The sequence below is a fragment of the Comamonas sp. 23 genome (assembly GCF_049601575.1).
Classification (GTDB): Bacteria; Pseudomonadota; Gammaproteobacteria; order Burkholderiales; family Burkholderiaceae_C; genus Comamonas; species Comamonas squillarum.
On record NZ_CP187127.1, the window covers coordinates 833,959 to 855,257 of the forward strand.

19 protein-coding genes are annotated in these 21,299 nt (G+C 65.3%); 9 read left to right on the forward strand and 10 right to left on the reverse strand.

The genetic code is table 11. The features are described 5' to 3' along the window. The first annotated feature begins 48 nt into the window (after positions 1–48). The 4 genes from ACPEE1_RS03715 (at position 49) to ACPEE1_RS03730 (ending at position 4,609) form a co-directional block, all read left to right on the forward strand. Positions 49–1,626 (forward strand): AMP-binding protein, encoded by a 1,578-nt coding sequence (locus tag ACPEE1_RS03715; protein ID WP_423935237.1) that lies wholly within the window; start codon positions 49–51, stop codon positions 1,624–1,626. A gap of 41 nt (positions 1,627–1,667) precedes the next feature. Next, positions 1,668–2,810: an acyl-CoA dehydrogenase family protein gene (locus ACPEE1_RS03720; protein WP_116926390.1), complete on the forward strand. Its 1,143-nt coding sequence runs from the start codon at positions 1,668–1,670 to the stop codon at positions 2,808–2,810. Positions 2,811–2,878: 68 nt separating this feature from the next. Beyond that, a complete protein-coding gene (locus ACPEE1_RS03725; RefSeq protein ID WP_116926272.1) occupies positions 2,879–3,865 on the forward strand; it encodes a Bug family tripartite tricarboxylate transporter substrate binding protein in 987 nt (328 codons plus the stop codon). A gap of 81 nt (positions 3,866–3,946) precedes the next feature. After that, positions 3,947–4,609 (forward strand): response regulator, encoded by a 663-nt coding sequence (locus ACPEE1_RS03730; RefSeq protein ID WP_423935240.1) that lies wholly within the window; start codon positions 3,947–3,949, stop codon positions 4,607–4,609. Here the strand turns inward: ACPEE1_RS03730 and ACPEE1_RS03735 are convergent. Continuing rightward, the gene (locus tag ACPEE1_RS03735; RefSeq protein ID WP_423935242.1) at positions 4,595–7,255 is read right to left on the reverse strand and encodes a sensor histidine kinase; all 2,661 of its coding nucleotides are present in this window, start codon (positions 7,253–7,255) and stop codon (positions 4,595–4,597) included. The genes ACPEE1_RS03730 and ACPEE1_RS03735 overlap by 15 nt on opposite strands. A gap of 156 nt (positions 7,256–7,411) precedes the next feature. Between ACPEE1_RS03735 and ACPEE1_RS03740 the strand changes: the two genes are divergently transcribed. Beyond that, positions 7,412–8,755 carry a dicarboxylate/amino acid:cation symporter gene (locus tag ACPEE1_RS03740; protein WP_165841196.1) on the forward strand — a complete coding sequence of 448 codons (1,344 nt, stop codon included), beginning with the start codon at positions 7,412–7,414 and terminating at the stop codon, positions 8,753–8,755. 75 nt (positions 8,756–8,830) lie between these two features. Here ACPEE1_RS03740 and ACPEE1_RS03745 read toward each other — a convergent pair whose 3' ends face one another. Both ACPEE1_RS03745 and ACPEE1_RS03750 read right to left on the reverse strand, forming a co-directional pair. Continuing rightward, entirely contained in the window at positions 8,831–9,697 is an 867-nt protein-coding gene (locus ACPEE1_RS03745) for a hypothetical protein (RefSeq protein ID WP_116926391.1), read from the reverse strand. A 69-nt stretch (positions 9,698–9,766) separates the two neighbouring features. Continuing rightward, a complete protein-coding gene (locus ACPEE1_RS03750; RefSeq protein ID WP_182343792.1) occupies positions 9,767–11,488 on the reverse strand; it encodes an FMN-binding glutamate synthase family protein in 1,722 nt (573 codons plus the stop codon). 216 nt (positions 11,489–11,704) lie between these two features. On the opposite strand from ACPEE1_RS03750, the gene ACPEE1_RS03755 reads away from it, so the two are divergent. The 3 genes from ACPEE1_RS03755 (at position 11,705) to ACPEE1_RS03765 (ending at position 15,006) form a co-directional block, all read left to right on the forward strand. Continuing rightward, positions 11,705–12,514, forward strand: a complete 810-nt coding sequence (locus ACPEE1_RS03755) for a UPF0149 family protein (RefSeq protein ID WP_116926275.1) — start codon at positions 11,705–11,707, stop codon at positions 12,512–12,514. 139 nt (positions 12,515–12,653) lie between these two features. Beyond that, the gene (locus ACPEE1_RS03760) at positions 12,654–13,757 is read left to right on the forward strand and encodes an SPFH and helix-turn-helix domain-containing protein (RefSeq protein WP_116926276.1); all 1,104 of its coding nucleotides are present in this window, start codon (positions 12,654–12,656) and stop codon (positions 13,755–13,757) included. A gap of 163 nt (positions 13,758–13,920) precedes the next feature. Continuing rightward, entirely contained in the window at positions 13,921–15,006 is a 1,086-nt protein-coding gene (locus ACPEE1_RS03765) for a zinc ribbon domain-containing protein (RefSeq protein WP_423936382.1), read from the forward strand. A gap of 43 nt (positions 15,007–15,049) precedes the next feature. Here the strand turns inward: ACPEE1_RS03765 and ACPEE1_RS03770 are convergent, their stop codons facing one another. The 6 genes from ACPEE1_RS03770 to apaG all read right to left on the reverse strand — a co-directional run bounded on the left by ACPEE1_RS03770 (position 15,050) and on the right by apaG (position 20,051). After that, positions 15,050–15,286 (reverse strand): glycine zipper domain-containing protein, encoded by a 237-nt coding sequence (locus tag ACPEE1_RS03770; protein ID WP_027010612.1) that lies wholly within the window; start codon positions 15,284–15,286, stop codon positions 15,050–15,052. 132 nt (positions 15,287–15,418) lie between these two features. Then, the gene (locus ACPEE1_RS03775; RefSeq protein WP_116926278.1) at positions 15,419–15,946 is read right to left on the reverse strand and encodes a CinA family protein; all 528 of its coding nucleotides are present in this window, start codon (positions 15,944–15,946) and stop codon (positions 15,419–15,421) included. Beyond that, entirely contained in the window at positions 15,943–16,497 is a 555-nt protein-coding gene (locus ACPEE1_RS03780; protein ID WP_423935246.1) for a phosphatidylglycerophosphatase A family protein, read from the reverse strand. The genes ACPEE1_RS03775 and ACPEE1_RS03780 overlap by 4 nt, the downstream gene beginning before the upstream one ends. A gap of 65 nt (positions 16,498–16,562) precedes the next feature. Then, complete coding sequence (gene thiL / locus ACPEE1_RS03785) at positions 16,563–17,546, reverse strand: thiamine-phosphate kinase (protein ID WP_423935248.1); 984 nt, start codon at positions 17,544–17,546, stop codon at positions 16,563–16,565. Between the two features lies 1 nt (position 17,547). Beyond that, on the reverse strand, positions 17,548–19,641 hold the full coding sequence (locus tag ACPEE1_RS03790; RefSeq protein WP_423935250.1) for a site-specific recombinase: 2,094 nt from the start codon (positions 19,639–19,641) through the stop codon (positions 17,548–17,550). Further along, entirely contained in the window at positions 19,641–20,051 is a 411-nt protein-coding gene (gene apaG, locus ACPEE1_RS03795; protein WP_021025695.1) for a Co2+/Mg2+ efflux protein ApaG, read from the reverse strand. The genes ACPEE1_RS03790 and apaG overlap by 1 nt, the downstream gene beginning before the upstream one ends. Positions 20,052–20,101: 50 nt before the next feature. Here apaG and rpe point away from each other — a divergent pair, with 50 nt between their 5' ends. Further along, positions 20,102–20,782 carry a ribulose-phosphate 3-epimerase gene (rpe, locus tag ACPEE1_RS03800; RefSeq protein ID WP_423935252.1) on the forward strand — a complete coding sequence of 227 codons (681 nt, stop codon included), beginning with the start codon at positions 20,102–20,104 and terminating at the stop codon, positions 20,780–20,782. Between the two features lie 86 nt (positions 20,783–20,868). Here the strand turns inward: rpe and ACPEE1_RS03805 are convergent, their stop codons facing one another. Then, a complete protein-coding gene (locus ACPEE1_RS03805; protein WP_313900064.1) occupies positions 20,869–21,291 on the reverse strand; it encodes a type IV pilin protein in 423 nt (140 codons plus the stop codon). Between the last annotated feature and the right edge of the window lie 8 nt (positions 21,292–21,299).

The window sequence follows — 21,299 nt, forward strand, 5'->3', positions numbered from 1 at the left end:
CAGGTGATTGCGTGCAGCGCTCTCCTGTGCACCACGGAGACCGAGGAGATGCACAACTTCTTCAGCTGGGCCCAGGCCCACCCCGAGCGGGTGGTTTTGACGCAGGCCGACAGCGGCAGGCGCTACACCGCAGGCGAGATAGCGCAGGGGGCCCAGCAGATGGCGCAGTGGCTGGCGCAGCAGGGGCTGCAGGCCGAAGAGACCATCGCGGTGCTGCTGGAGAACCGCTATGAGATCGTGCAGCTGGTGCTGGCCGCGCGGCTGGCCGGCCTGTATGCGGCCGTCATCAGCACGCACTTGACGGCCGCCGAGGTGGCCTATATCGCCCAGGACAGCGGCGCCCGGATGCTGCTGGTCTCCAGCAAGACCTGGCCGACCGCGCAAGAGGCCGTGCAGGGCCTGGCGCTGGCCTGCTATTCGGTCGATGGCGATACGCCCGGCGTGGCGCCCCTGGCCGATGCGCTGGCCGCCGTGCCCCAGGGCGCGCAGATCGACCTGGCCACGCGCCCGCTGGGCCGCGATCTGCTCTATTCCAGCGGCACCACCGGCCAGCCCAAGGGCATCAAAAAGCCGCTGCTGGCAGCGGCCTATCGGCAGCAGCGCGATCCCGAGGTCGCCGCCTGGATGCGCAGCATGCGGTTTGATGAGGACACCGTCTACCTCTCGCCCGCGCCGCTCTACCATGCAGCGCCCTTGCGCTACAGCCTGCGCACCCTGGATGTCGGCGGCTCGGCCATCATCATGAGCCGCTTCGACCCCGAGCAGGCGCTGGCGCTGATCGAGCGCTACCAGGTCACGCACAGCCAGTGGGTGCCGACGATGCTGGGGCGCCTGCTCAAGCTCCCTGATGAGGTCAAGCGCCGCTACCGGCTGGACAGCCACCGCGTGGCGATCCATGCGGCAGCGCCCTGCCCGGTGGCCGTCAAGCAAGGCATGCTGGACTGGTGGGGCGACATCTTGCTGGAGTACTACGCCGGCTCCGAAGGCTGCGGCACCACCTTGATCGACTCGGCCCAATGGCGTGCACGGCCGGGCTCGGTGGGCCGGGCCATCAGCGGCCAGCTGCATATCGTTGGCGACGACGGCCAGGAGCTGGGGGTCGGCGAAGTGGGCCGCGTGTATTTCTCGGGCGGCGGCGCTTTCCAGTACCTCAATGACGAGCGCAAGACGCGCGAGGCCATCGACGCGCGCGGCTGGGCCACCTATGGCGACATCGGCCATGTCGATGCCGAAGGCTTTCTGTTCCTGAGCGACCGGCGCGCTGACCTGATTTTGTCGGGCGGGGTCAACCTCTATCCGCAAGAGATTGAGAACGCGCTGGCCCAGCATGCCGCCGTGGAAGAGGTGGCCGTGGTTGGCGTGCCCGATGAGGACTTTGGCGAGCAGACCCTGGCCGTCGTGGTACTCAAGCCCGGCTTTTCGCCCGATGAGGCCATGGCCCGCGCGATCGTCGACCAGGCCGCTGGCAGCCTGTCCAAGGTCAAGCGGCCCCAGCGCCTGGTGTTTGAGGCCAGCCTGCCCCGGCTGGAGACCGGCAAGCTGCTGCGCCGCGTGCTCAAGGACCGTTTCAAGGAGGCGCCGCAGGCGGGTTTTGGCCTGCGCAGTAGCAGCGGCCCCCAGGGCTGATGCCCCTCATTCATTTCTCTTCCTTTCACCCTTTGACCACCATGCAAGACCTGACCCAACGCAGCGTGTTCCGCGAAGACCATGTGCAATTTCGTGATGCCGTCCGCCATTTCTTTGACAAGGAGATCGTGCCCTTCCATGCGCAGTGGGAGCGCGATGGCATTGTGCCCAAGGAGGTCTGGCGCAAGGCAGGCCGCGAGGGCTTGCTCAACACCATGCTGCCCGAACCCTATGGCAGCGGGGGCGATTTTGGCCATGCGGCGGTGCTGATCGAAGAGATTGCCCGCACGGGTGCCAGCGGCCTGGGCTTTCCGCTGCACTCGGACATCGTGGCGCCCTATATCCATGCCTATGGCAACAGCGCGCAGAAGGACCGCTGGCTGCCCAAGATGGCAGCGGGCGAGATGATCGGCGCGATTGCGATGACCGAGCCCGGCGCGGGCAGCGACCTCAAATCGGTGCGCACCACGGCCAAGCGTGACGGCGATCACTATGTGATCAATGGCGCCAAGACCTTTATCACCAACGGCATCAATGCCGAGATCGTCGTCGTGGTCTGCAAGACGGCGCCCGATCTGGGGGCCAAGGGCGTATCGCTGATCGTGGTGGAAGACGGCACGCCCGGTTTTGCCAAGGGCCGCAAGCTCGAGAAGATCGGTCTCATGGCGCAGGACACCTCGGAGCTGTTCTTTGACAACGTGCGCGTGCCGGTGGACAACCTGCTGGGCGAAGAGAACATGGGCTTCAAGTACCTGATGCACGAGCTCGCGCAGGAGCGCCTGGTGGTGGCGGTGCGCGCTGCGATGTCGATCGAGGCCTTCTTGCAAAAGACCGTGGACTACACCCGCGAGCGCAAGGCCTTTGGCCAGACGGTGTTTGAGTTCCAGAACACCCGCTTCAAGCTGGCCGAGGCCAAGGCCCAGGCGACGATGTTGCGCGTGTTTGTCGATGACTGCATGCGCCTGCACCTGACGCGCGAGCTGACACCGGACCGCGCAGCGATGGTCAAGCTCAATGCGACGGCGCTGCAGAACAAGCTGCTTGACGAATTTTTGCAGCTGCACGGCGGCTACGGCTATATGACCGAGTACCAGGTCGGCCGGGCCTGGACCGATGCCCGCATTGGCCGCATCTACGGCGGCAGCGACGAGATCATGAAGGAAATCATTGCCAGAACGCTTTGACCATGACCAGCGCCCCGAGCACGCCACAGAGCGCGCCAGCGGCATAACCAGCAACAAGGAGACAAACCATGCAAAACCGCCGCTCGGCCCTGGGCCGTGTGCTCACCACTGCCGCCTGCGCTGCCCTGATGCTCGCCACGGGCAGCGCCCTGGCCGCTGACAACTACCCCAGCAAGCCCATCCGCCTGGTGGTGCCCTACCCCGCAGGAGGGGGCACCGACATCATTGCCCGCCTGATGGGCACCCAGCTGTCGCAGCGCTGGGGCCAGCCGGTGATTGTGGACAACAAGCCCGGAGCCAGCGGCATGATGGGCAACGACCTGGTGGCCAAGGCGCCGGGCGATGGCTACACGGTGCTGCTGGGCATCACCGCGCTGGTGCAGATCCCGGCGCTTTACAAGAAGGTGCCCTACCAGTTGAGCGATCTGGCGCCCGTGTCGCAGGCGGTCAAGTCGGCCGACCTGGTGTTTGTACCGCGCAGCTCGGGCATCACCAGCCTGCAGCAGTTTGTCGCCAAGGCCAAGGCCCAGCCGGGCAAGCTCAACTATGGCTCCTACGGCAATGCCACCTCGTCACACCTGCATGGCGAGCAGCTCAAGCTCAAAGCCGGCATCGACATGGTGCACGTGCCTTACCAGGGCTCGGGCCCGGAGATGGCGGCGATGCTCGGCGGCCAGCTCGAATCGGCTTTTATCGATGCGGCCGCTGCCTACCCGCATATCAAATCGGACAAGGTCAGCATCCTGGCGGTCACGGGCGCGCAGCGCCACCCGGCGTTGCCCGATGTGCCAACGATGGCCGAGGCCGGCTACAGCGGCTTTGAGGCCAATGGCTGGTTTGGCTACTTTGTGCCGGCCAGCACCCCGCAACCGATTGTGGACAAGCTGGGCAACGAGCTGGCTGCCATCGTCAAGATGCCCGAGATCAGCAAGCGCCTGCTGGACATGGGCCTGATCCCTGTGGGCTCGACGCCGGCCGAGTTCAAGCCGCTGCTCGCGCGCGATGCGGCGCACTGGAAATCGATTGTGGATGCGGCCAAGATCTCGATGGATTGAGGTCTAAACACCACCGCACTGCCGGGCTTTGGGAGGGGGCGCGGCGCACAGTTGGAGCCAAGCCATGGCAGACTATCGCCTATGTCCCCTCCCGCCTTGCTTGTTGCCGATGACCACCCCCTGTTTCGCGCTGCCGTGGTGCAGGTGATCCGGGGGCGTTTTGGCGCCTTCGAGGTGCTCGAAGCCTCCAGTGCCAGCTCGCTCAGCGCGGCGTTGGCGGCGCACCCGGGCATCGAGCTGGTGCTGCTCGATCTGACGATGCCGGGCACGCATGGCTTTTCGGCGCTGCTGCATGTGCGCGGCGCCTACCCACAGTTGCCGGTGGTGGTTATCTCCTCCAACGACCACCCGCGCATTATCCGCCGCGCCCAGCAGTTTGGCGCCTCGGGCTTTATCTCCAAGGCCGCCGCCGCCGACGCGATCACCGCAGCGATCGAGGCGGTGCTGGAAGGTGACACCGTCTTTCCCTCGATGGCCGCCGAGCTGTCGCAGGAGGATGCCGAGCTGGCCGCCCGCATGGCGCAGCTGACACCGCACCAGTTCAAGACCCTGCTGTACCTCGCCGATGGCCTGCTCAACAAGCAGATTGCGCAGGAGATGGGCGTGACCGAGCACACGGTGAAGGTGCATGTGACTGCGATCCTGAAAAAGCTCGGCTGCCACAGCCGCACCCAGGTCGCCGTGCTGGTGCGCAACCTGGAGGCCGATGGCGGCTTGCCCACCGACGACTCAGCGCTGCCTTAGCAGCAGCTGGCCGACCAGCGCACGCAGCGCCGCCGGCCGCGCGGGCTGCGTCAGCACCCCCCAACCCAGCACACTGGCCTGCTGGCTGGCGGCATCCTGCTGGCCCGCATCGGTGCTGAGCCAGACAACGCCCGGCGCCTTGTGCCCGCAGGCCTGCAAGGCACGGACTGCTGCTGGCGTGGCATGCGCCGCATCCACCACCAGCAAAGCCGGCCATGCGTTTTGGCTGCGTTGGGCCTGTGCCAAGGCCGCCTCGGCATCGGCCTGCGGTACCACCTGGCAGCCCCAGCGCTGCAGCAGCGGGGCGGCGCCGGCGATGGCGGCCGGGCCAATGCACCAGGCGCTGGCGCCTTGCAGCGGTGCGGCGTTGGCGACCGCAGGTGCTGCCTCCATGGGCTCGCGCGCGGGCTCCGGGGCCAAGGCGGTTTGGCTCAATGGCACCTCGACCCAGAAGACCGAACCCCGGCCCAGCGCCGAGCGCAGGCCAATCGGGTGCTGCAACAGGCGCCCCAGGCGCTCGACAATGGCCAGGCCCAGGCCGGCGCCGCGCTCATGCTGGCGGCCAGTCTCCAGCCGGCGGAATTCTTCAAAAATCTCGCGGTGCAGGCTCTCGGGGATGCCCGGGCCCTGGTCATGCACCTCGATGCGCAGATGCTGGCCGACGCGGCGGCAGCCCAGCACAATGCGGCCCTGGCGCGTGTAGCGGATGGCGTTGGAGAGAAAGTTCTGCACGATGCGGCGCAGCAGCGCCTCGTCGCTGTGCACCACCGCGCGGCAGGCCATGACCTGCAGCTGCAGGCCATGGCCCTGGGCCAGCACGCCCAGGCTGCTGCCCAGCTGGGCCAGCATGGGCTGCAGCGCAAAGTCGCGGCGGTTCACCTCGAGCTGGCCCGATTCCATGCGTGCAATATCGAGCAGGCTGTTCAGGATGTCGTCCTGCGAGGCCAGCGCACCTTCGACATCGCTGGCCAGCTGCAAGGCCTTGTCGCCCTGCACATGCTGGCGCAGCAGCGAGGCAAACACGCGCGCAGCGTTCAGCGGCTGCAGCAGGTCATGCACGGCGGCGGCGACAAACTTGGATTTGTAGCGGTTGGCCTGCTCGGCCTCGCGCTTGGCCTGGGCCAGGTCTTCGGTGCGGTCGGCAATGCGCTTTTCCAGCGCATCGGCCAGGGAGCGCAGCTCGCGCGCGGCGTTCTTGTAGCTGGTGATGTCGGCATAGCTGGTCACAAAACCGCCATCGGGCAGGGGGTTGCCGCGGATCTCCAGTACCGTGCCGTCGGCCTTTTCGCTCTCGCGCGCATGGGGCTTGCCGCTGCGCAAAAACTGCATGCGCCGCTCGATGGCCTCGTCGATGTCGCCCGAGCCCAGCAGGCCCCGGCGCGCGTTGTAGCGGTACAGCTCCTCGACCGGCATACCCACTTTCAACAAGCCCGCCGGCAGCCGGAACAGCTCCATGTAGCGCGAGTTCCAGGCGACCAGGTTCAGCGCGGCATCGATCACCACCACGCCCTGGGGCAGGTGTTCCAGGCTCTGGCTGTGGCCGGCATCGGCCTGGTGGGCGGCGGCCACGATGCCATCTTGCGCAGTGCGCAGCTCCTGCGCGTGTTGCTTCAAGAGGGCCTCGAGCTCTTCGCGGCTGCGCTGGCGCAAGGCCGACAGGCGCTGGCGCTGGCGCGCATAGAGCAGCAGCAGCGACAGCGCCAGCCAGCTGCCGCCCGCCGCGCCAGCGGCCCACCAGGCCGACGCCACGCTGTTGTCCACATCATGCAGGATATGCAGCTGCCAGCCGGTTTCGGGCAAGGTCACGGTTTGCCAGAGCTTGCGGCCCACGCCCGGGTCCTGCCACTGCACCAGCGCGCCGCCTTCGTCCAGCGGCTGCTCCTGCGCATAGCGCATGGGCTTGAGCGGCTGGCTGCGGTACTGCTGGGTGCGGTCCATCTCCTGCTGCGCACGGGCATCGATGGGCTTGAGCTTGCGGTAGCGCCAGTCCTCGTTGCTGGCCAGAAACACGACGCCATTGGCATCGCTGGCCAGCACGATGTCGGGGTTCTGGATCCATTCGCGCTCGAGCTCCAGCAGCACGATCTTGATCGCGATCAGGCCCAGCACCCGGTGCTGGCCACCGGCATCGCTGCTGATGGCGCGCGAGAGGAAATAACCGGCCTCGCCGGTGGTCATGCCAATGCCGTAGAAGCTGCCCTTGTCCTGGGCCAGCGCCAGTTGCACATAGGGGCGAAAGCTGTAGTCCTCGCCCACATTGCTCGAAGGGCTGCGCCAGTTGCTGGCGGCCAGCGCCACGCCCTGGGCATCGATCAAGGTGAGGGTGGAGGCCAGGCTCGCGCCGTTGGCCTGCTCCAGCTTGCGGTTGAGGCGCAGCACCTGCTCGGGGCTTTGCGGGTGGGTCAGCGCCTCGCGCAGCTCGGCGTCGAGCGCCAGCACATCGGGCAGCACCCGGTAGCGGTCCAGGCGCTGGCTGAGCGCCTGCGCATACAGGACGAGCTGGCGGTGGGCCTGCAGGTTTTCCTCGGCCAGGCTGTGCTGCAGCATCCAGTGCCAGGCGCCTGCAGCGGCAGCCACCGTGCTCAGCAGCACGGCGCAGAAGGTCCACAGGGATCGCAGGGAGCGGCGGGGAATGATCGGAAACATGTAACGGAGGCCTAGGTATTTTCCCGAAGTATGGGTTTTCCGTAGCTCTGGGAAGGCGGCGCCTAATACTAATGTCTAATGGGCAATCTGTAAGGGCTGGGATACAAACGCGCCTCAGCGCACCGAGTTGGTGCCGAGCATCTTTGGAGCCCCACCATGCAGATTGATACCACCGCCAGCCAGGCGCCCGTCCAGGCGCCGCCTTTTTACCGGACTTTGTACTTCCAGGTGATTATCGGTATCACCATCGGTGTCTTGTTGGGGCATTTCGAGCCCCAATATGGTGCGGCGATGAAGCCCTTTGGTGATGCGTTCATCAAGCTGATCAAGATGATCATCGCGCCGGTGATCTTTCTGACCATCGTGACCGGCATTGCGAACATGACGCACCTGAGTACCGTGGGCCGCGTGTTTGGCAAGGCCATGGTGTACTTCCTGACCTTCTCGACCCTGGCGCTGATCGTGGGCCTGATCGTGGCCAATGTGATGCAGCCGGGCGCCGGCATGCACATCAATGTGGCCGATCTGGACCAGAAGGAAGTGAGCTCCTATGTGGCCAAGTCGCATGACATGACCCTGACCGGTTTTGTCATGGACATCATCCCCAAGACGCTGATCAGCCCCTTTGTCGGCGACAACATTTTGCAAGTGCTGCTGGTGGCAGTGCTGTTTGGCGTGTCGCTGGCCATGGTCGGTGACAGCGGCAAGCCCGTGCTCAACCTGCTCGAATCGCTGACCAAGCCCGTCTTCAAGTTGGTCAACATCGTGATGAAGCTCGCGCCCATCGGTGCCTTTGGCGCGATGGCTTTCACGATCGGCAAGTTCGGTCTGGGCTCGCTCTTGAACCTGGCCGAGCTGGTCGCGACCTTCTACATCACCTCGCTGCTCTTTGTGCTGGTGATTCTGGGTGCCGTGGCCCGTGCCTGCGGTTTCTCGGTGCTCAAGCTGATCCGCTACCTCAAGGATGAGCTGCTGCTGGTGCTGGGTACCTCGTCGTCCGAATCGGCGCTGCCATCGCTGATGCACAAGATGGAAAAGGCTGGCTGCAGCAAGTCCGTGGTGGGCCTGGTGGTTCCAACTGGCTACTCCTTCAACCTCGACGGCACCAATATCTACATGACCTTGGCGGCGCTGTTCATCGCCCAGGCGACCGACACCCACCTGACCCTGGGACACCAGATTGCGCTGCTGCTGGTGGCGATGCTGAGCTCCAAGGGCGCTGCGGGCGTGACCGGCGCGGGCTTTATCACGCTGGCTGCCACCCTGGCCGTGGTGCCGGAAGTGCCAGTGGCCGGCATGGCGCTGATTCTGGGCGTGGACCGTTTCATGTCCGAGTGCCGTTCGCTGACCAACTTCATCGGCAATGCCGTGGCTACCGTGGTGGTCTCGCGCTGGGAAAACGCGCTGGACTATACCAAGCTCAACGCGGTGCTGAACAACGAAACCGTGCTGGAGAGCGCGCCCGTGCAGGTGCCGGTGGTGGATACCGCCAAGGGCTGATAGCGCCTCGCTCCAAAAGGAATGGCCTGCAGATGCAGGCCATTTTTTTGTCTGAGAAATGCCGCGAACCGGTGGTCAGGGCAGTGGGCGCAGCAGCCCGTACATCGCCCGCAGGCGCAAGGTATCGCGCCCCAGCTTGCGCTGGTTGGGCAGCTTGCCGACCCAGCGCATCTGCTGCACGGTGCGCTCCAGCGCGGCGCGCACCGCAGGATCGGTCTGCGCCAGCCAGCCATGCCAATCGGCACGTGCGGCCTCCAGGGTGCCGGCATTGTCCAGGAACAGCGCGGTGGAATGCGCATAGCACAGCGCATCCTTGACGATGCACAGCGCAGGCGGCAAGGTCGCCAGCGGGTCGTCTTCAAAGTCGATATAGCCAATGACGCCATCGGGGCAGCGCACCATGTTGCGGGCAAAGGCCTGGCTCAGGCAGGTGCCGCTGGCATGCACGCGCTGCAGCGCGGCAAAGCCCTGCTGCCACAGCGCCAGGGTGCTGGCGGGGGCTTGGCGGGCTGCCGCCTCGATTTCGTCGCTGAGCGACGGGGTATTGCCGCCGGGCAGGCCCAGGTGGCGCATCAGAAAGCCCTCGGGCGCATCGGCCAGCACCAGCGGCACGCGCAGGCCGCGCGCATGCAGGTCGCGCAGGCGCCGCACCTCGGTCGCAATGGCGGCTTGCCCGCCGGGGTTGACCACGGGCTGTAGCACCGGCACATCCAGCCAGCGCGAGAGCAGGCCCAAGGTCCGGTAGCGCCAGGCGGCTATTGCCGGGCCGGCTTTTTTGAGCCAGACCGATTCGGCCGGCAGCTCATAGCGCACCACATTGAAGGTCTGGCTGGCCAGGTGCTGCTGCAAAAATGCGGCATAGTCCGGGCGCTCGGCAGATGCGGCGCCGGGCGGGGCGCCAGCGGGGGCAGGGGGCTGTAAGGGGGAAGCGGTATCGGTCATGCGCAAGCGGGGCGCACGCCGCAGCGGCCACTCCAGCAACAGTGAAAACCTTGCATTATCGCTGCGCGCTCAAGAAGCCTCGGCCGCCTGGGGCACCATGTCCTGGTGGTCGGCCGGTGCCGAGGGTTTGACATGGGGCTGCGCCAGCGGCTGGAAACTCTCGGCGCTGGCCAGCGGCCAGTAGGTGCGAAAGACGTCGTGCTGGTGCGCCAGGTCGTCGAGCAGCGCGCCGGGCCGCACCTGCAGCAGCAGGTTGGACAGCAGGCGCACCTCGGTGTCGCTGATGCGGCGCACGATATGGTGGGCATTGAGCTCGCAAGGGTGCTGGAGGCCGGCGGCCTGCACCAGCTCCTGCAGCGCATGCAGGGTGCTCTTGTGGAACTGGGCCACGCGCGTGGCCTTGTCGGGCACGACCAGGGCCTGCTGGCGCACGCCATCTTGCGTGGTGACGCCGGTGGGGCAGTTGCCGGTGTGGCAGGTCTGGGCCTGGATGCAGCCCAGCGCCATCATGAAGCCCCGGCCGGCATTGCACCAGTCGGCGCCCAGCGCCATCATGCGGGTGATGTCAAAGGCAGTGATGACCTTGCCGGCGGCGCCCAGCTTGATGCGGTCGCGCAGGTTCACGCCGATCAGGGTGTTGTGCACCAAGAGCAGGCCTTCTTGCAGCGGCACGCCGACATGGTCGGTGAATTCGACAGGCGCTGCGCCGGTGCCACCTTCAGCACCGTCGACGACGATGAAGTCCGGCGTGATGCCGGTCTTGAGCATGGCCTTGACGATGGCAAACCACTCCCAGGGGTGGCCCAGGCAGAACTTGAAGCCGGTGGGCTTGCCGCCCGAGAGCGTGCGCAGGCGGGCGATGAAGTGCATCATCTCCTCGGGCGTGGAGAAGGCGCTGTGCCGGGCCGGCGAGATGCAGTCGATGCCCACCGGAATGCCGCGCGCCGCGGCAATCTCGGGCGTGACCTTGGCGCCGGGCAGCACACCGCCATGGCCGGGCTTGGCGCCCTGGCTGAGCTTGAGCTCGATCATCTTGACCTGGGGCTGGGTGGCGTTGGCGATATAGCGCTCTTCACTGAAGCTGCCGTCGTCATTGCGGCAGCCAAAGTAACCCGAGGCCACCTCCCAGATCAGGTCGCCGCCGTGCACGCGGTGGTGCTGGCTGATCGAGCCTTCGCCGGTGTCATGGGCAAAGCCGCCAATCTGCGCGCCCTTGTTCAGCGCCAGGATGGCATTGGCCGACAGCGCGCCAAAGCTCATCGCCGAGATGTTGAAAACGCTGGCATGGTAGGGCTGGGTGCAGGGCGCCACCGACTGCGACGGCGCATCGGGCGAGCCGCCGATCCAGACACGGAAATCATGGCCGTCCAGCCGCGTGGGCGCCATCGAGTGGTTGACCCATTCATAGCCGCGTGCGCCCACATCCATCAAGGTGCCAAAAGGGCGGTTGTCCGGATCGCCCTTGGCGCGCTGGTAGACCAGCGAGCGCTGGGCGCGCGAGAAGGGCAGGGCCTCGGTGTCGCTTTCGATGAAGTACTGGCGCATCTCCGGGCGGATGAACTCCAGGAAAAAGCGCATATGACCGATGACCGGGTAGTTGCGCAAAATAGCGTGGCGCGTCTGGCGCCGGTCGCGCAGGCCCAGCAGCGTGAGCGCGGCGCCGGCCAGCACGGCCAGCCACCACCAGGCGCTGGCCTGCAGCACCAGCGCGATGATGCCGGCGACCAGCAGGAGCATGCACAGCACCATCACGGTGTAGCGGACGGGAAAAATCTTGTTGAGCTGGTTCATGGGGGTGTCTGTGCAGGTCAGACGGCCCAAAAGCGCGCGCAAATCCCGGGCTGCAGCACAGGCGCCTGGCTGGCGCTACACTGCAGGCCCTGCCTGGCGCAGCGGCCGTCTGCCATTGCAATGTTGTTACAAAACCAGACCCATCATAGGGGGCGCTGGTGGCATTGCAAGCGTGCAGGGGTTTGTGCTGTGCGGCCCCCTATTGAGAGAGCACCGATGACCCAGCCCCAGATCCCCGATGGATTGAATGACGACCAGCTGACCGAGATCGACCAGATCCTGGAAGACATGCGCACGCGCGCCGAAGAAATTCCGCAGTGGGAATTTGCCGACGGCGCACTCACCGCGCTGGTCTGCACGCGCCGCGCGGTGCCGGTCGAGGAGTTTCTGCCGATGCTGGTGGGCGATGGCGAGCTGCTGGAGCGCGATGCGGACGGCAAGCTGCCGCTGCTGCCGGCCTTCAAGGACCGCGCCCAGCAGGACCGCTTTCTGGAACTGTGGCAGATCCGCTGGAACGAAGTGACGGGCCAGCTTGACGCCGATGTCAAGAGCCTCGAAGACGATGACACCTTCCAGCCCGATGCGATGGACATGCGCGGCGCCATTGCCAGCCTGCCCGAGGAAGAGCGCCAGGAGCTGGACGGCCAGGAGATCCCCTCGTTTGGCCAGGTCTGGGCGCTGGGCTTCATGTTTGTCGTGGAAAACTGGGCCGATGAGTGGATCGCACCGCGCGACAAGGAAGCGGCCCGCTGGCTGAACGACGCGCTCGAATCGGTGGTGGCCCTGACCGAGGATGACACCGGCACTCCCACCGTCTGCATGTACGACGAAAACGGCCCGGCCAGCACCAGCCAGGAGCGCGTGGAGACCTTTGGTGAGGCGATCTGGGCGGTGTATGACCTGCGCCAGATCTGGAAGAGCATGGGCCCGCGCCAGGCCACCATCGTCAAGGGCGAGGTGCCCGGCCGCAATGACCCCTGCTCCTGCGGCAGCGGCAAGAAGTTCAAGAAATGTTGCGGCGCCTGATAGCAGGCGTTCACCATCCGCTCTGAGAACAGCCGCTTTTGCGGCTGTTTTGCTGTGCGGGCCCAGATTGGCATGGCCGCGAGCGGGCAGTGGCTCTAGAATGGCTTGGTTTTCATCCTCTTTTGGCCAAGGATCCCCGATGAACCTCATGAACATCATCACCAAGCAACTGATCGAGATCATCGAGTGGACCGATGACTCGCGCGATACCTTGTCGTACCGCTGGCCCGATGAGGACAAGGAAATCAAGAACGGCGCCCAGCTGATCGTGCGCGAATCGCAGCAGGTGCAGTTTGTCTCCGAAGGCCAGTTCGCCGACCTGTTCGGCCCCGGCCGCCACCAGTTGACGACGCAGAATATCCCGATTCTGTCGACCCTGCGCGGCTGGAAGTACGGCTTCAATTCGCCCTTCAAGTGCGATGTCTACTACGTCAATACGCGCCTCTTCACCGGCAACAAATGGGGTACCTCCAACCCGGTGATGATGCGCGACAAGGACTTCGGTGTTGTGCGCCTGCGCGCCTTCGGCACCTATGACTTCCGCATTGTCCAGCCAGCCAAGTTCCTCAAGGAGGTGGCGGGCACGGACCAGAATTTCCGCCTCGACGAGTTTGCCGACACGATGCGCTCGCGCATTGTCAGCATCTTCAGCGAAGCGCTGGCCCGCGCCCAGGTGCCCGTGCTCGATGTGGCCCAGCGCTACACCGAGATGGGTGATGCGCTGCTGCAGCTGATCAACCCGGCCGTCACCGAGAAATACGGCCTGGAGATCACCAGCTTCCTGCTGGAAAACGTCTCGGTGCCGCCCGAAGTCGAAGAGGCGATCGACAAGCGCTCGTCGATGAGCGCGATCGGCAACTTGAACGACTATGTGAAGTACCAGATGGGCCAGGCGATGGCCAACGGCGGCGAAGGCGCAGCGGCGGCCACCATCCCCGCGACCATGGCGATGGGCTTTGGCATGGCGCAGGAGATGATGAAGGGCATGCAGCAGCCTTCGGGCGCTGCTGCAGCCGACCCCTTCTCGCCCGCTGCAGCCCAGGCTGCGCAAGCGGCGCCCGCTGCGGCTGCGGCCGCCGGCGCCGGCCTGCAGGTGCTGACGCCCGAGCAGGCGGCCCAGGCGCTGGGCGTGACGGTGCAGGATGTGCTGACTGAGCTGGAGTCGGGCGCGCTCAAGGGCCGCAAGATTGGCAGCGCCTGGCGCATCTCGCAGGAATCGCTGAACGAATTCCTGCGCGGATAAATCTGCACTCACCGCGCATGTACCCCTGCTTTGCCGGTGCATGTGCGTTGGCGTGCCCCCGTTTTGAGAGCCCGTGGCGCAGACCTGCTGTGCGCCAACGCTGAGTTTGACCGTGAATTCACCCACTCCCGCCACCGACCCCTTTGCGCCGCCACCGACCTCGATGGTGGCCAGGCATGTCTGCCCCGAATGCGGCGGCAATCTGGAATGGAATGCCAAGGCGCAGTCGCTCAAGTGCCCCTACTGCGGCACGGTGGTGCCCTGGACCGAGGAGCAACAGCAACAGCTGGGCGGTGACATCGTCGAGCAGGACCTGGCCGCCGCGCTGGCCAACCCCGCCAGCGGACGCGGCTGGGGCGAGGCGCGGCGCGAGTACCAGTGCCAGAACTGCCGCGCGATTTCGGTCTTTGTTGACGGGCGGGTCGCGTCGCGCTGCGATTTTTGTGGCTCCCCTGCGATTCAGGCACATGAAGAGCGCAACGATGCGATCACGCCGCAAAGCCTGCTGCCGTTCAAGGTGAGCGATGGCCAGGTGCGCGACCTGATCCGCAAATGGTATGGCAGCCGCTGGTTTGCACCCAACAAGTTCAAGAACGCGGCGCTGACCGATACGCTCAAAGGTATCTACCTGCCGTACTGGACCTTTGACGCCCATGTGCAGGCCCAGTGGCGGGCGGACGCCGGCTTTTACTACTACACCACCGAGCAGTACCGCGACGCCAATGGCAACATCAGCACGCGCCAGGTACGCCATGTGCGCTGGGAGCCGGCCTCGGGCAGCCTGCAGCATTTCTTTGACGATGAACTGGTCGCGGGCACGGTCGGGGTGCACCAGGGGCTGCTGCAGAAGGTCGAGCCTTTTCCAACGCGGACGGACCTCAAACCCTATTCGCCCGAGTTTGTGCGCGGCTGGACCGTGGAGCGCTACCAGGTCGACCTGAACCGGGCTGCGACGATCAACGAAGGGGATATGGACCAGCAGGTAGAGACCCTGTGCGCGCGCCAGATACCGGGCGATACCTACCGCAACCTGCAGGTGCGGCGCCAGTACCAGGGGCGCAGCTTCAAGCATGTGCTGGTGCCTGTCTGGCTGGTGGGCTACACCTATGGCAGCAAGAGCTACCAGATTCTTGCCAACGGCTACACCGGCCAGTTGGCCGGTGAGCAACCCTATAGCTGGGTAAAAATCCTGTTCACCGCACTGGCGGTGTTGTTGGTGCTGGTGCTGCTGATGGCAGCGGGCCGATAGCCGGGAATACCTGAGGGGCCGATAAGGCCCCCGGGTTCAAGGCTTAACGACGGCGGCGGTTGCCATCCATGTTGTCGCCGACCTGGTTACCAAAATAGGCGCCGGCAGCAGCACCGCCAATGGTACCCAAGGTCGAGCCGAACACGGCATCACCCAACACACCACCGGCAACAGCGCCTACGCCGGTGCCGATCTGGGCATTGGTGGGATTGCTGGAGCAAGCGGTCAGGCCGCTCAGGGCCAGAACGATGGAAGCGGTAGTGATTGCAAGTCGTTTCATCAGGGTTCTCCTCTTGGTCTCATCGGCTGTCAGTCAGAAGAGTGCTGCAAACCGGGTTGCCATGGTTGAAGTGTGGCGCAGCGCACGCGCTTGCCACATCGGCCAAGGCTAAGTTCGGATGTGGGACAGCGCTTACTGCGCAGGCGCGGCCTGCACCAGCTCCAGCAGGCGGCGCAGCGCATGCCGCACGGTGGCCTGGCGCACTGCGTGGCGGTCGCCGTCAAAGCGCTGCACTTCGCTGTGCAGTTGCCCGGCCACCTGCCAGCCAAACCAAACGGTGCCAACGGGCTTGCTCGCGCTGCCGCCATCGGGCCCGGCCACGCCGGTCACCGCCACGCTGACCTGTGCCTGGGACTGCGCGATCGCACCTTCGGCCATCGCGCGGGCGACGGGCTCGCTGACGGCGCCGTGGGCGGCGATCAGCGCAGCGGGCACATCCAGCATCGCGGATTTGGCCCGGTTGGAGTAGGTGACAAAGCCGCAATCGAGCCACTGGCTGGAGCCGGGCCGCTCGGTGCAAGCGCCTGCGATCAGGCCGCCGGTGCAGCTTTCGGCCGTGGCCATCATCCAGCCTCGTTGGCTCAGGTGCTGGGCCAGCTGGGCCACGGTTTCCGGCAGGGGCAGCCCATCTTTGGTCAGCAAGGCGGCGGTGGCGTTCATAGCAGATGTCTCCCGATGGCGATGACAAGCAAGGTGCAGAAAGCGGCGACCAGATCGTCCCAGATGATGCCCCAACCGCCGCCCCAGCCAAAGCCCTTGAAGCAGCGATCCGCCCAGCGCACCGGCTGGGGTTTGACGGCGTCGAAAAAGCGGAACAGCACAAAGGCCGTCAGCTGGCCCCAGAAGCCCGTGGGCATGACCAGCCACAAAATGAGCCAGAAGGCGATGATCTCATCCCAGACAATGGCGCCGGGATCCGCCACCCCCAGGTTGCGCGCGGTGGCCGTGCAGGCCCACCAGCCGAGCACGAGCGATGCGCCAATCACCCAGCCAATCGCCGCAGGCGTCAGCCACAGCTGCAGCACCAGGTAGGCGACCCAGGCCCACAAGGTGCCCACCGTTCCCGGTGCCACCGGGCTCAGTCCCGAGCCAAAGCCCAGCGCCATCCAGTGCAAAGGGTTGCGCAGCATGAAGGTCCAGTTGGCGCGGCGGGGCGCCGATGCGTTGGCTGCGGCGCCGGGCGCAGAAGGTGGAAAGGGCGAGTCGCTCATGCCCGCCATCATAAGCCTGCGGCAAGGTGCTGTGCAGCGCCAAACGGCGCCAGCCCACCAAGCCGTCAGGCCTTGAAGTGGTCAAACGAGGCCCAGCGCTGCGCGATGGGCTGGCCCTGCGCATCGCGCACGCGCAGGCCCGGTGTAGCGGTGATGCGGCCAATGCGCTGCACCGGCGTCTGCGCGGCCAGGCTGGCCTGCTGCACGGCATCGCGCCGGTCTGCGGCGGCGGTAAAGCACAGCTCGTAGTCGTCGCCGCCCGCCAGGCAGCATTGCAGTTGCAGATCGATGGGCAGGTTGAGCGCAGCGCCCGGGGCACCTGCGGTCGCTGCCATGCACGCCAGTACCTGGTCCGCCTGCAGCTCGGCACCCACGCCACTGGCTTGCAGGATATGGCCCAGGTCGCCGGCCAGGCCATCGCTCAGATCGAGCGCACTGCTGGCAATGCCGCGCAGCGCCATGCCCAGGGCGACACGCGGGCTGGGGCTTTCGAGCCGCTGGCGGGCAGCGGCCAAGGCTGCAGGCGGCAACTGCACCTGGCCAAGCAAGGCCTCCAGCGCCAAGCGGGCATCGCCCAGGTGGCCGCTGACGTAGATGTCATCGCCGGGCTGGGCGCCGCTGCGCAGCAGCGCCTGGCCGGCCGGCACCTCGCCCAACACGGTGATGCAGATATTGAGTGGGCCCTGGGTGGTGTCACCGCCCACCAGCTCGCAGCCATGGGCATCGGCCAAGGCGAACATGCCCTCCGAGAAGCCTTGCAGCCAGGGCGCATCGACCGATGGCAGGGCCAGCGCCAGGGTAAAGGCCAGCGGCTGGGCGCCCGTGGCGGCCAGGTCGCTGAGGTTGACGGCCAGCGCCTTGTGGCCCAGCGTGCGCGGGTCCACATCGGCAAAGAAGTGGCGGCCTTGCACCAGCATATCGCTGGAGATGGCCAGCTGCATGCCGGGCTTGGGTGCGAGCAGGGCGCAGTCGTCACCGACGCCAAGCACGGCCCGCTGCACCGGCCGATGGAAGTACTGCGCAATCAGTTCGAACTCACCCTGTGCCATATCAGCGGCCTCCCGGGCTAGCGTTGCGGTTCAGGCGCAGCGGTAGCAAAAAGCTCAGTGGCCGCGTCAGCACCCGCTTGATGAGCGCCTTGTAGATGTGCGAGCGCTCGACATTGCTGACGTTTTGCGCGCGCAGGGCCAGGCGGAACGCCAGGTAGAAGCTCACCAGAATGTTGAAGCCGCCCAGCAAGGGCAGGGCCACCACGCAGAGCCAGAAGCCGTGGAAGTGCAGCACTTCAAAACCCATGCTGGTCGCGGCTGCGGCGATCTGGCCGGCAGCGAGGGTCACGTGGCGGATATCGATGGGCAGGCCAAAGAACTGTGCCACCACCGGGATCAGCCCCAGCATGAAACCCAGCGAAATATTCGAGGCAAAGCCGGAGATATGGCGGCGCATGAAGCCCGCCCAGCGCGCAGCGCGCGCCTTGCCCAAAAAGCCGGTGATGCGCGGGTTGTAGCGGATGGCCGAATCCATATGGTGCAGCACAAACCAGTTTTCGGTCCAGCCGGCGATGATGCTCGAGGAGAACAGCAGCACCCCGGTGAACGCGGCATAGAACACCGAGGGGCCCAGCAGGGTCAATGACTTCAGCGTCTGCTCGGCCTCGTGCTGGTCGATAAAGGGCGCGCCAGTGGCTCGCGCCCAGCCCCAGGTGAGCAGCAGCACCATCGGGAAGACAGTGAACACATTGCCCAGCACGGCGGCCACCTGGGAGCGCACCAGGTAGCTGACCTCGTCGACAAAGGAGGCCATGCCCGCCTCGGTATCGCCCGATTCCTTGAGCTTGGCGGCCATCGCCGGGGCCGTCATCGCTGGTTGCTTGGTGGCGACGGTGAAATGCAGCAGCTGGATCAGCACAAAGCTGATCGCGTAGTTGATGCCGGCAATGAAGCCGCCCCAGAACGCGGAGATGGCCACCGCATGCAGTGCGAACTTGATCAAGGTGGTGAAGGCCATCACCAGGCCGCCACCGGCCGCCTTGCGCGCCATCTGCGCGTACTCGCGCTTGTCGCGCGTGATGTAATGCTCACCGGTCTCGGCGCTGCGCTCGGCCACCTTGGAGGCCAGCAGCGACGAGTTGGACGAGATCAGCGCGCGGATGCTCTGGCGCTCCAGGCCCACGGCCACCAGGTGGGCCAGCAGCTTGGCGGTGATGACCTTGGGGTTGGCCGACAGCAGGCAGTCGAGCAGCTCGCGCACGCGCAAGATGCGCATGCGCAGCTGGCGCAGCCGGAAGACGACCCCGACCGAGACGCCATTGTCTTCAAAGTGTTCGTAGATCGAGGCTACGGCGGTGCGGCATTCGTCCAGGCTGCGGCGTACATTCTCTTCGGCCTCCAGCACTTCGGCGGCCTTGGGGCTGGGGTGCAGCATCGCGCGGCGCAGCTCTTCGACGCCGCTGATCAGGCTGTAGAAAGGCTGGGTGTTTTTGGCGCTGCCGCTCATGCGCAGGCGCAGCTCAGGCGCAAAGCCGGCCGCCAGAATCTGGCCGGCGCAATAGGTGATCGCGTTGAGCACCAGATGCTGCCAGGGCGAGAGGCGGTTGCCGTAGTGCTCCAGCCCGGCAATGCTGCCGGCATCGACATCGCTTTGCGCAATCTGCGTGGGGACGACCATCACCTCCAGTGACACAAAGCCGGGCGACAGCAGCTGGGCAATGCGCTCGAGCAAGGGCTTGTCCATGGCCTTGAGCCACTGGGCATCAAAAGGCGTGTGCAAGACCATCGAAAACAGCACGGTGGCGTCGATCGTCTCGGGCGTAGAGGGCAGCAGCTTCCAGCGCAGGCGCTCGGCCATCTCGTTGAAGAAGGCGGTGCGGGGCGCAAAGCCAAAATCGGCCAGCAGCGCGGTGAGGTCCACCGTCTGCAGTTGCACGGCCCACCAGCGCTGCACTTTGTCCCGCAGCGCGACATCGCCCTCAATGGCGTCCAGCAGTTGGCTGACGCGGGCCACGGCCGCGTCGACCGAGTTTTGCTGGCCGCGAATCCAGGCGGCGATCTCGATGATCCAAAGGTTGCGCTCGGCCAGCGGTGCATCGGGGTCGAGCGCTGCGAGCAACTGCGCCAGCGGATCAGGTTTCTTCTTGCGGAACATCAATGCAGCACTCGTCCTTGCGCCAGGTCGTCGTCTTGGGCGGGGTACTGGGTGGCGTCGAGCGTGAAGCGCGGAATCGGGCAGTCAAAGGTCTGGGCCTCATCGCTGATGCACAGGTAGCTGCCTTCCATACTGCCTTGCGGCGTGGCCAGGCGGCACTGGCTCTGGTACTCGAAGGATTCTCCAGGCGCGAGCAGCGGCTGGTGGCCCACCACGCCCAGGCCTTTGACTTCCTGGACCAGACCGGTGGCGTCCTTGATGATCCAGTGCCGCGCGATCAGCTGCGCGGGAACCTCACCACTGTTGCGAATGATGATGCTATAGACAAAGTGGAATACGCCGGCCTCGGGCAGGGACTGCTCGGGCAGGTACTGTGGTGTCACCGACACCTCAAACTGGAACTTTGGCATGTGAAACTGGATTGAAGTCAGGTAGAAATACTAACTGCGACAATAGAGGGATGAGCTCCACCTACCGAATTGCCCCCTCAATCCTGTCCGCAGACTTTGCCCGCCTGGGCGAGGAAGTGCGCAACGTACTGGCCGCCGGCGCGGACTGGATACATTTTGACGTCATGGACAACCATTATGTGCCCAATCTGACCTTTGGGCCGATGGTTTGCGCAGCCTTGAAGCCCCATGCGATCAAGCCCGACGGTACGCCGGCACCCATCGATGTGCACCTGATGGTGCAGCCGGTGGACGAGCTGGCCGCCGCCTTTGCCCAGGCAGGCGCCGACTATATCAGCTTCCACCCCGATGCTTCGGCCCATGTACACCGCAGCATCCAGGCCATCAAGGCGCAGGGCTGCAAGGCCGGTCTGGTGTTCAATCCGGCGATGCCGCTCGACGTGCTGGACTGGGTGATCGAGGACATCGACCTGGTCTTGCTGATGAGCGTCAACCCCGGTTTTGGCGGCCAAAGCTTCATCGACTCGACCCTGCGCAAGATCGAAGCGACGCGCAAGCGCATCGACGCCAGCGGCAAGGACATCCGCCTGGAGGTCGACGGCGGCATTAAGGAAACCAATATCCGCCGCGTGGCGGATGCGGGTGCGGACACCTTTGTGGCGGGTAGCGCGATTTTTGGCAAGCCTGAGTACAAGGGGGTGATTGAGCAGATGCGGGGGGCGTTGGGGTGATGGTTTTGCCCTGAGGATGGGCGGTAAAAAAAGGCTCCGGCAATGGGTTGCAGGAGCCTTTTTGCATTGGTTGACGGATGCTCGATTTATTTGCTCCAGCAGCTACTGTCGTAGCCGGAGGCACCTTCCGTTTTTCCGTTGGCTCCCTGCAGACCAGTATTGGTCAGCGTGTAGTTGCCACACTTGTCATGTTCCTGGGCATTTTGGGCCGTGGCTGTCAGCGTAAAGGTTGCGCCATCGGAGTCCAGGCTGATCGCATAGCGGCCGGAGGCCATGGAGGTCATGCTACTAGGAAGACTCGTTGGGTAGGTACCGTTGGCAGTAGCCGCACGCTCCATCCACTGCGCCGCCTGCAGCAGGGTGGCACGCGCGTCGGCGCGGTGACCACGACGGATGTACTCGTTATAACTGGGCAGCGCGATCGCCGTCAGGATGCCCACCACGGCGACCACGATCATCAACTCGATCAGTGTGAAGCCGCGTAGCTTCGTCACGGTTCTTGGATTCATTGCTGTTC

Bases quoted from the DNA above. Each gene is read 5' to 3' on its own strand.
- ACPEE1_RS03715 (WP_423935237.1), top strand. From the start codon at position 49: ATGCACAACTTCTTCAGCTGGGCCCAGGCCCACCCCGAGCGGGTGGTT.
- ACPEE1_RS03720 (WP_116926390.1), top strand. From the start codon at position 1,668: ATGCAAGACCTGACCCAACGCAGCGTGTTCCGCGAAGACCATGTGCAA.
- ACPEE1_RS03725 (WP_116926272.1), top strand. From the start codon at position 2,879: ATGCAAAACCGCCGCTCGGCCCTGGGCCGTGTGCTCACCACTGCCGCC.
- ACPEE1_RS03730 (WP_423935240.1), top strand. From the start codon at position 3,947: ATGTCCCCTCCCGCCTTGCTTGTTGCCGATGACCACCCCCTGTTTCGC.
- ACPEE1_RS03735 (WP_423935242.1), bottom strand. From the start codon at position 7,255: ATGTTTCCGATCATTCCCCGCCGCTCCCTGCGATCCCTGTGGACCTTC.
- ACPEE1_RS03740 (WP_165841196.1), top strand. From the start codon at position 7,412: ATGCAGATTGATACCACCGCCAGCCAGGCGCCCGTCCAGGCGCCGCCT.
- ACPEE1_RS03745 (WP_116926391.1), bottom strand. From the start codon at position 9,697: ATGACCGATACCGCTTCCCCCTTACAGCCCCCTGCCCCCGCTGGCGCC.
- ACPEE1_RS03750 (WP_182343792.1), bottom strand. From the start codon at position 11,488: ATGAACCAGCTCAACAAGATTTTTCCCGTCCGCTACACCGTGATGGTG.
- ACPEE1_RS03755 (WP_116926275.1), top strand. From the start codon at position 11,705: ATGACCCAGCCCCAGATCCCCGATGGATTGAATGACGACCAGCTGACC.
- ACPEE1_RS03760 (WP_116926276.1), top strand. From the start codon at position 12,654: ATGAACCTCATGAACATCATCACCAAGCAACTGATCGAGATCATCGAG.
- ACPEE1_RS03765 (WP_423936382.1), top strand. From the start codon at position 13,921: ATGGTGGCCAGGCATGTCTGCCCCGAATGCGGCGGCAATCTGGAATGG.
- ACPEE1_RS03770 (WP_027010612.1), bottom strand. From the start codon at position 15,286: ATGAAACGACTTGCAATCACTACCGCTTCCATCGTTCTGGCCCTGAGC.
- ACPEE1_RS03775 (WP_116926278.1), bottom strand. From the start codon at position 15,946: ATGAACGCCACCGCCGCCTTGCTGACCAAAGATGGGCTGCCCCTGCCG.
- ACPEE1_RS03780 (WP_423935246.1), bottom strand. From the start codon at position 16,497: ATGAGCGACTCGCCCTTTCCACCTTCTGCGCCCGGCGCCGCAGCCAAC.
- thiL (WP_423935248.1), bottom strand. From the start codon at position 17,546: ATGGCACAGGGTGAGTTCGAACTGATTGCGCAGTACTTCCATCGGCCG.
- ACPEE1_RS03790 (WP_423935250.1), bottom strand. From the start codon at position 19,641: ATGTTCCGCAAGAAGAAACCTGATCCGCTGGCGCAGTTGCTCGCAGCG.
- apaG (WP_021025695.1), bottom strand. From the start codon at position 20,051: ATGCCAAAGTTCCAGTTTGAGGTGTCGGTGACACCACAGTACCTGCCC.
- rpe (WP_423935252.1), top strand. From the start codon at position 20,102: ATGAGCTCCACCTACCGAATTGCCCCCTCAATCCTGTCCGCAGACTTT.
- ACPEE1_RS03805 (WP_313900064.1), bottom strand. From the start codon at position 21,291: ATGAATCCAAGAACCGTGACGAAGCTACGCGGCTTCACACTGATCGAG.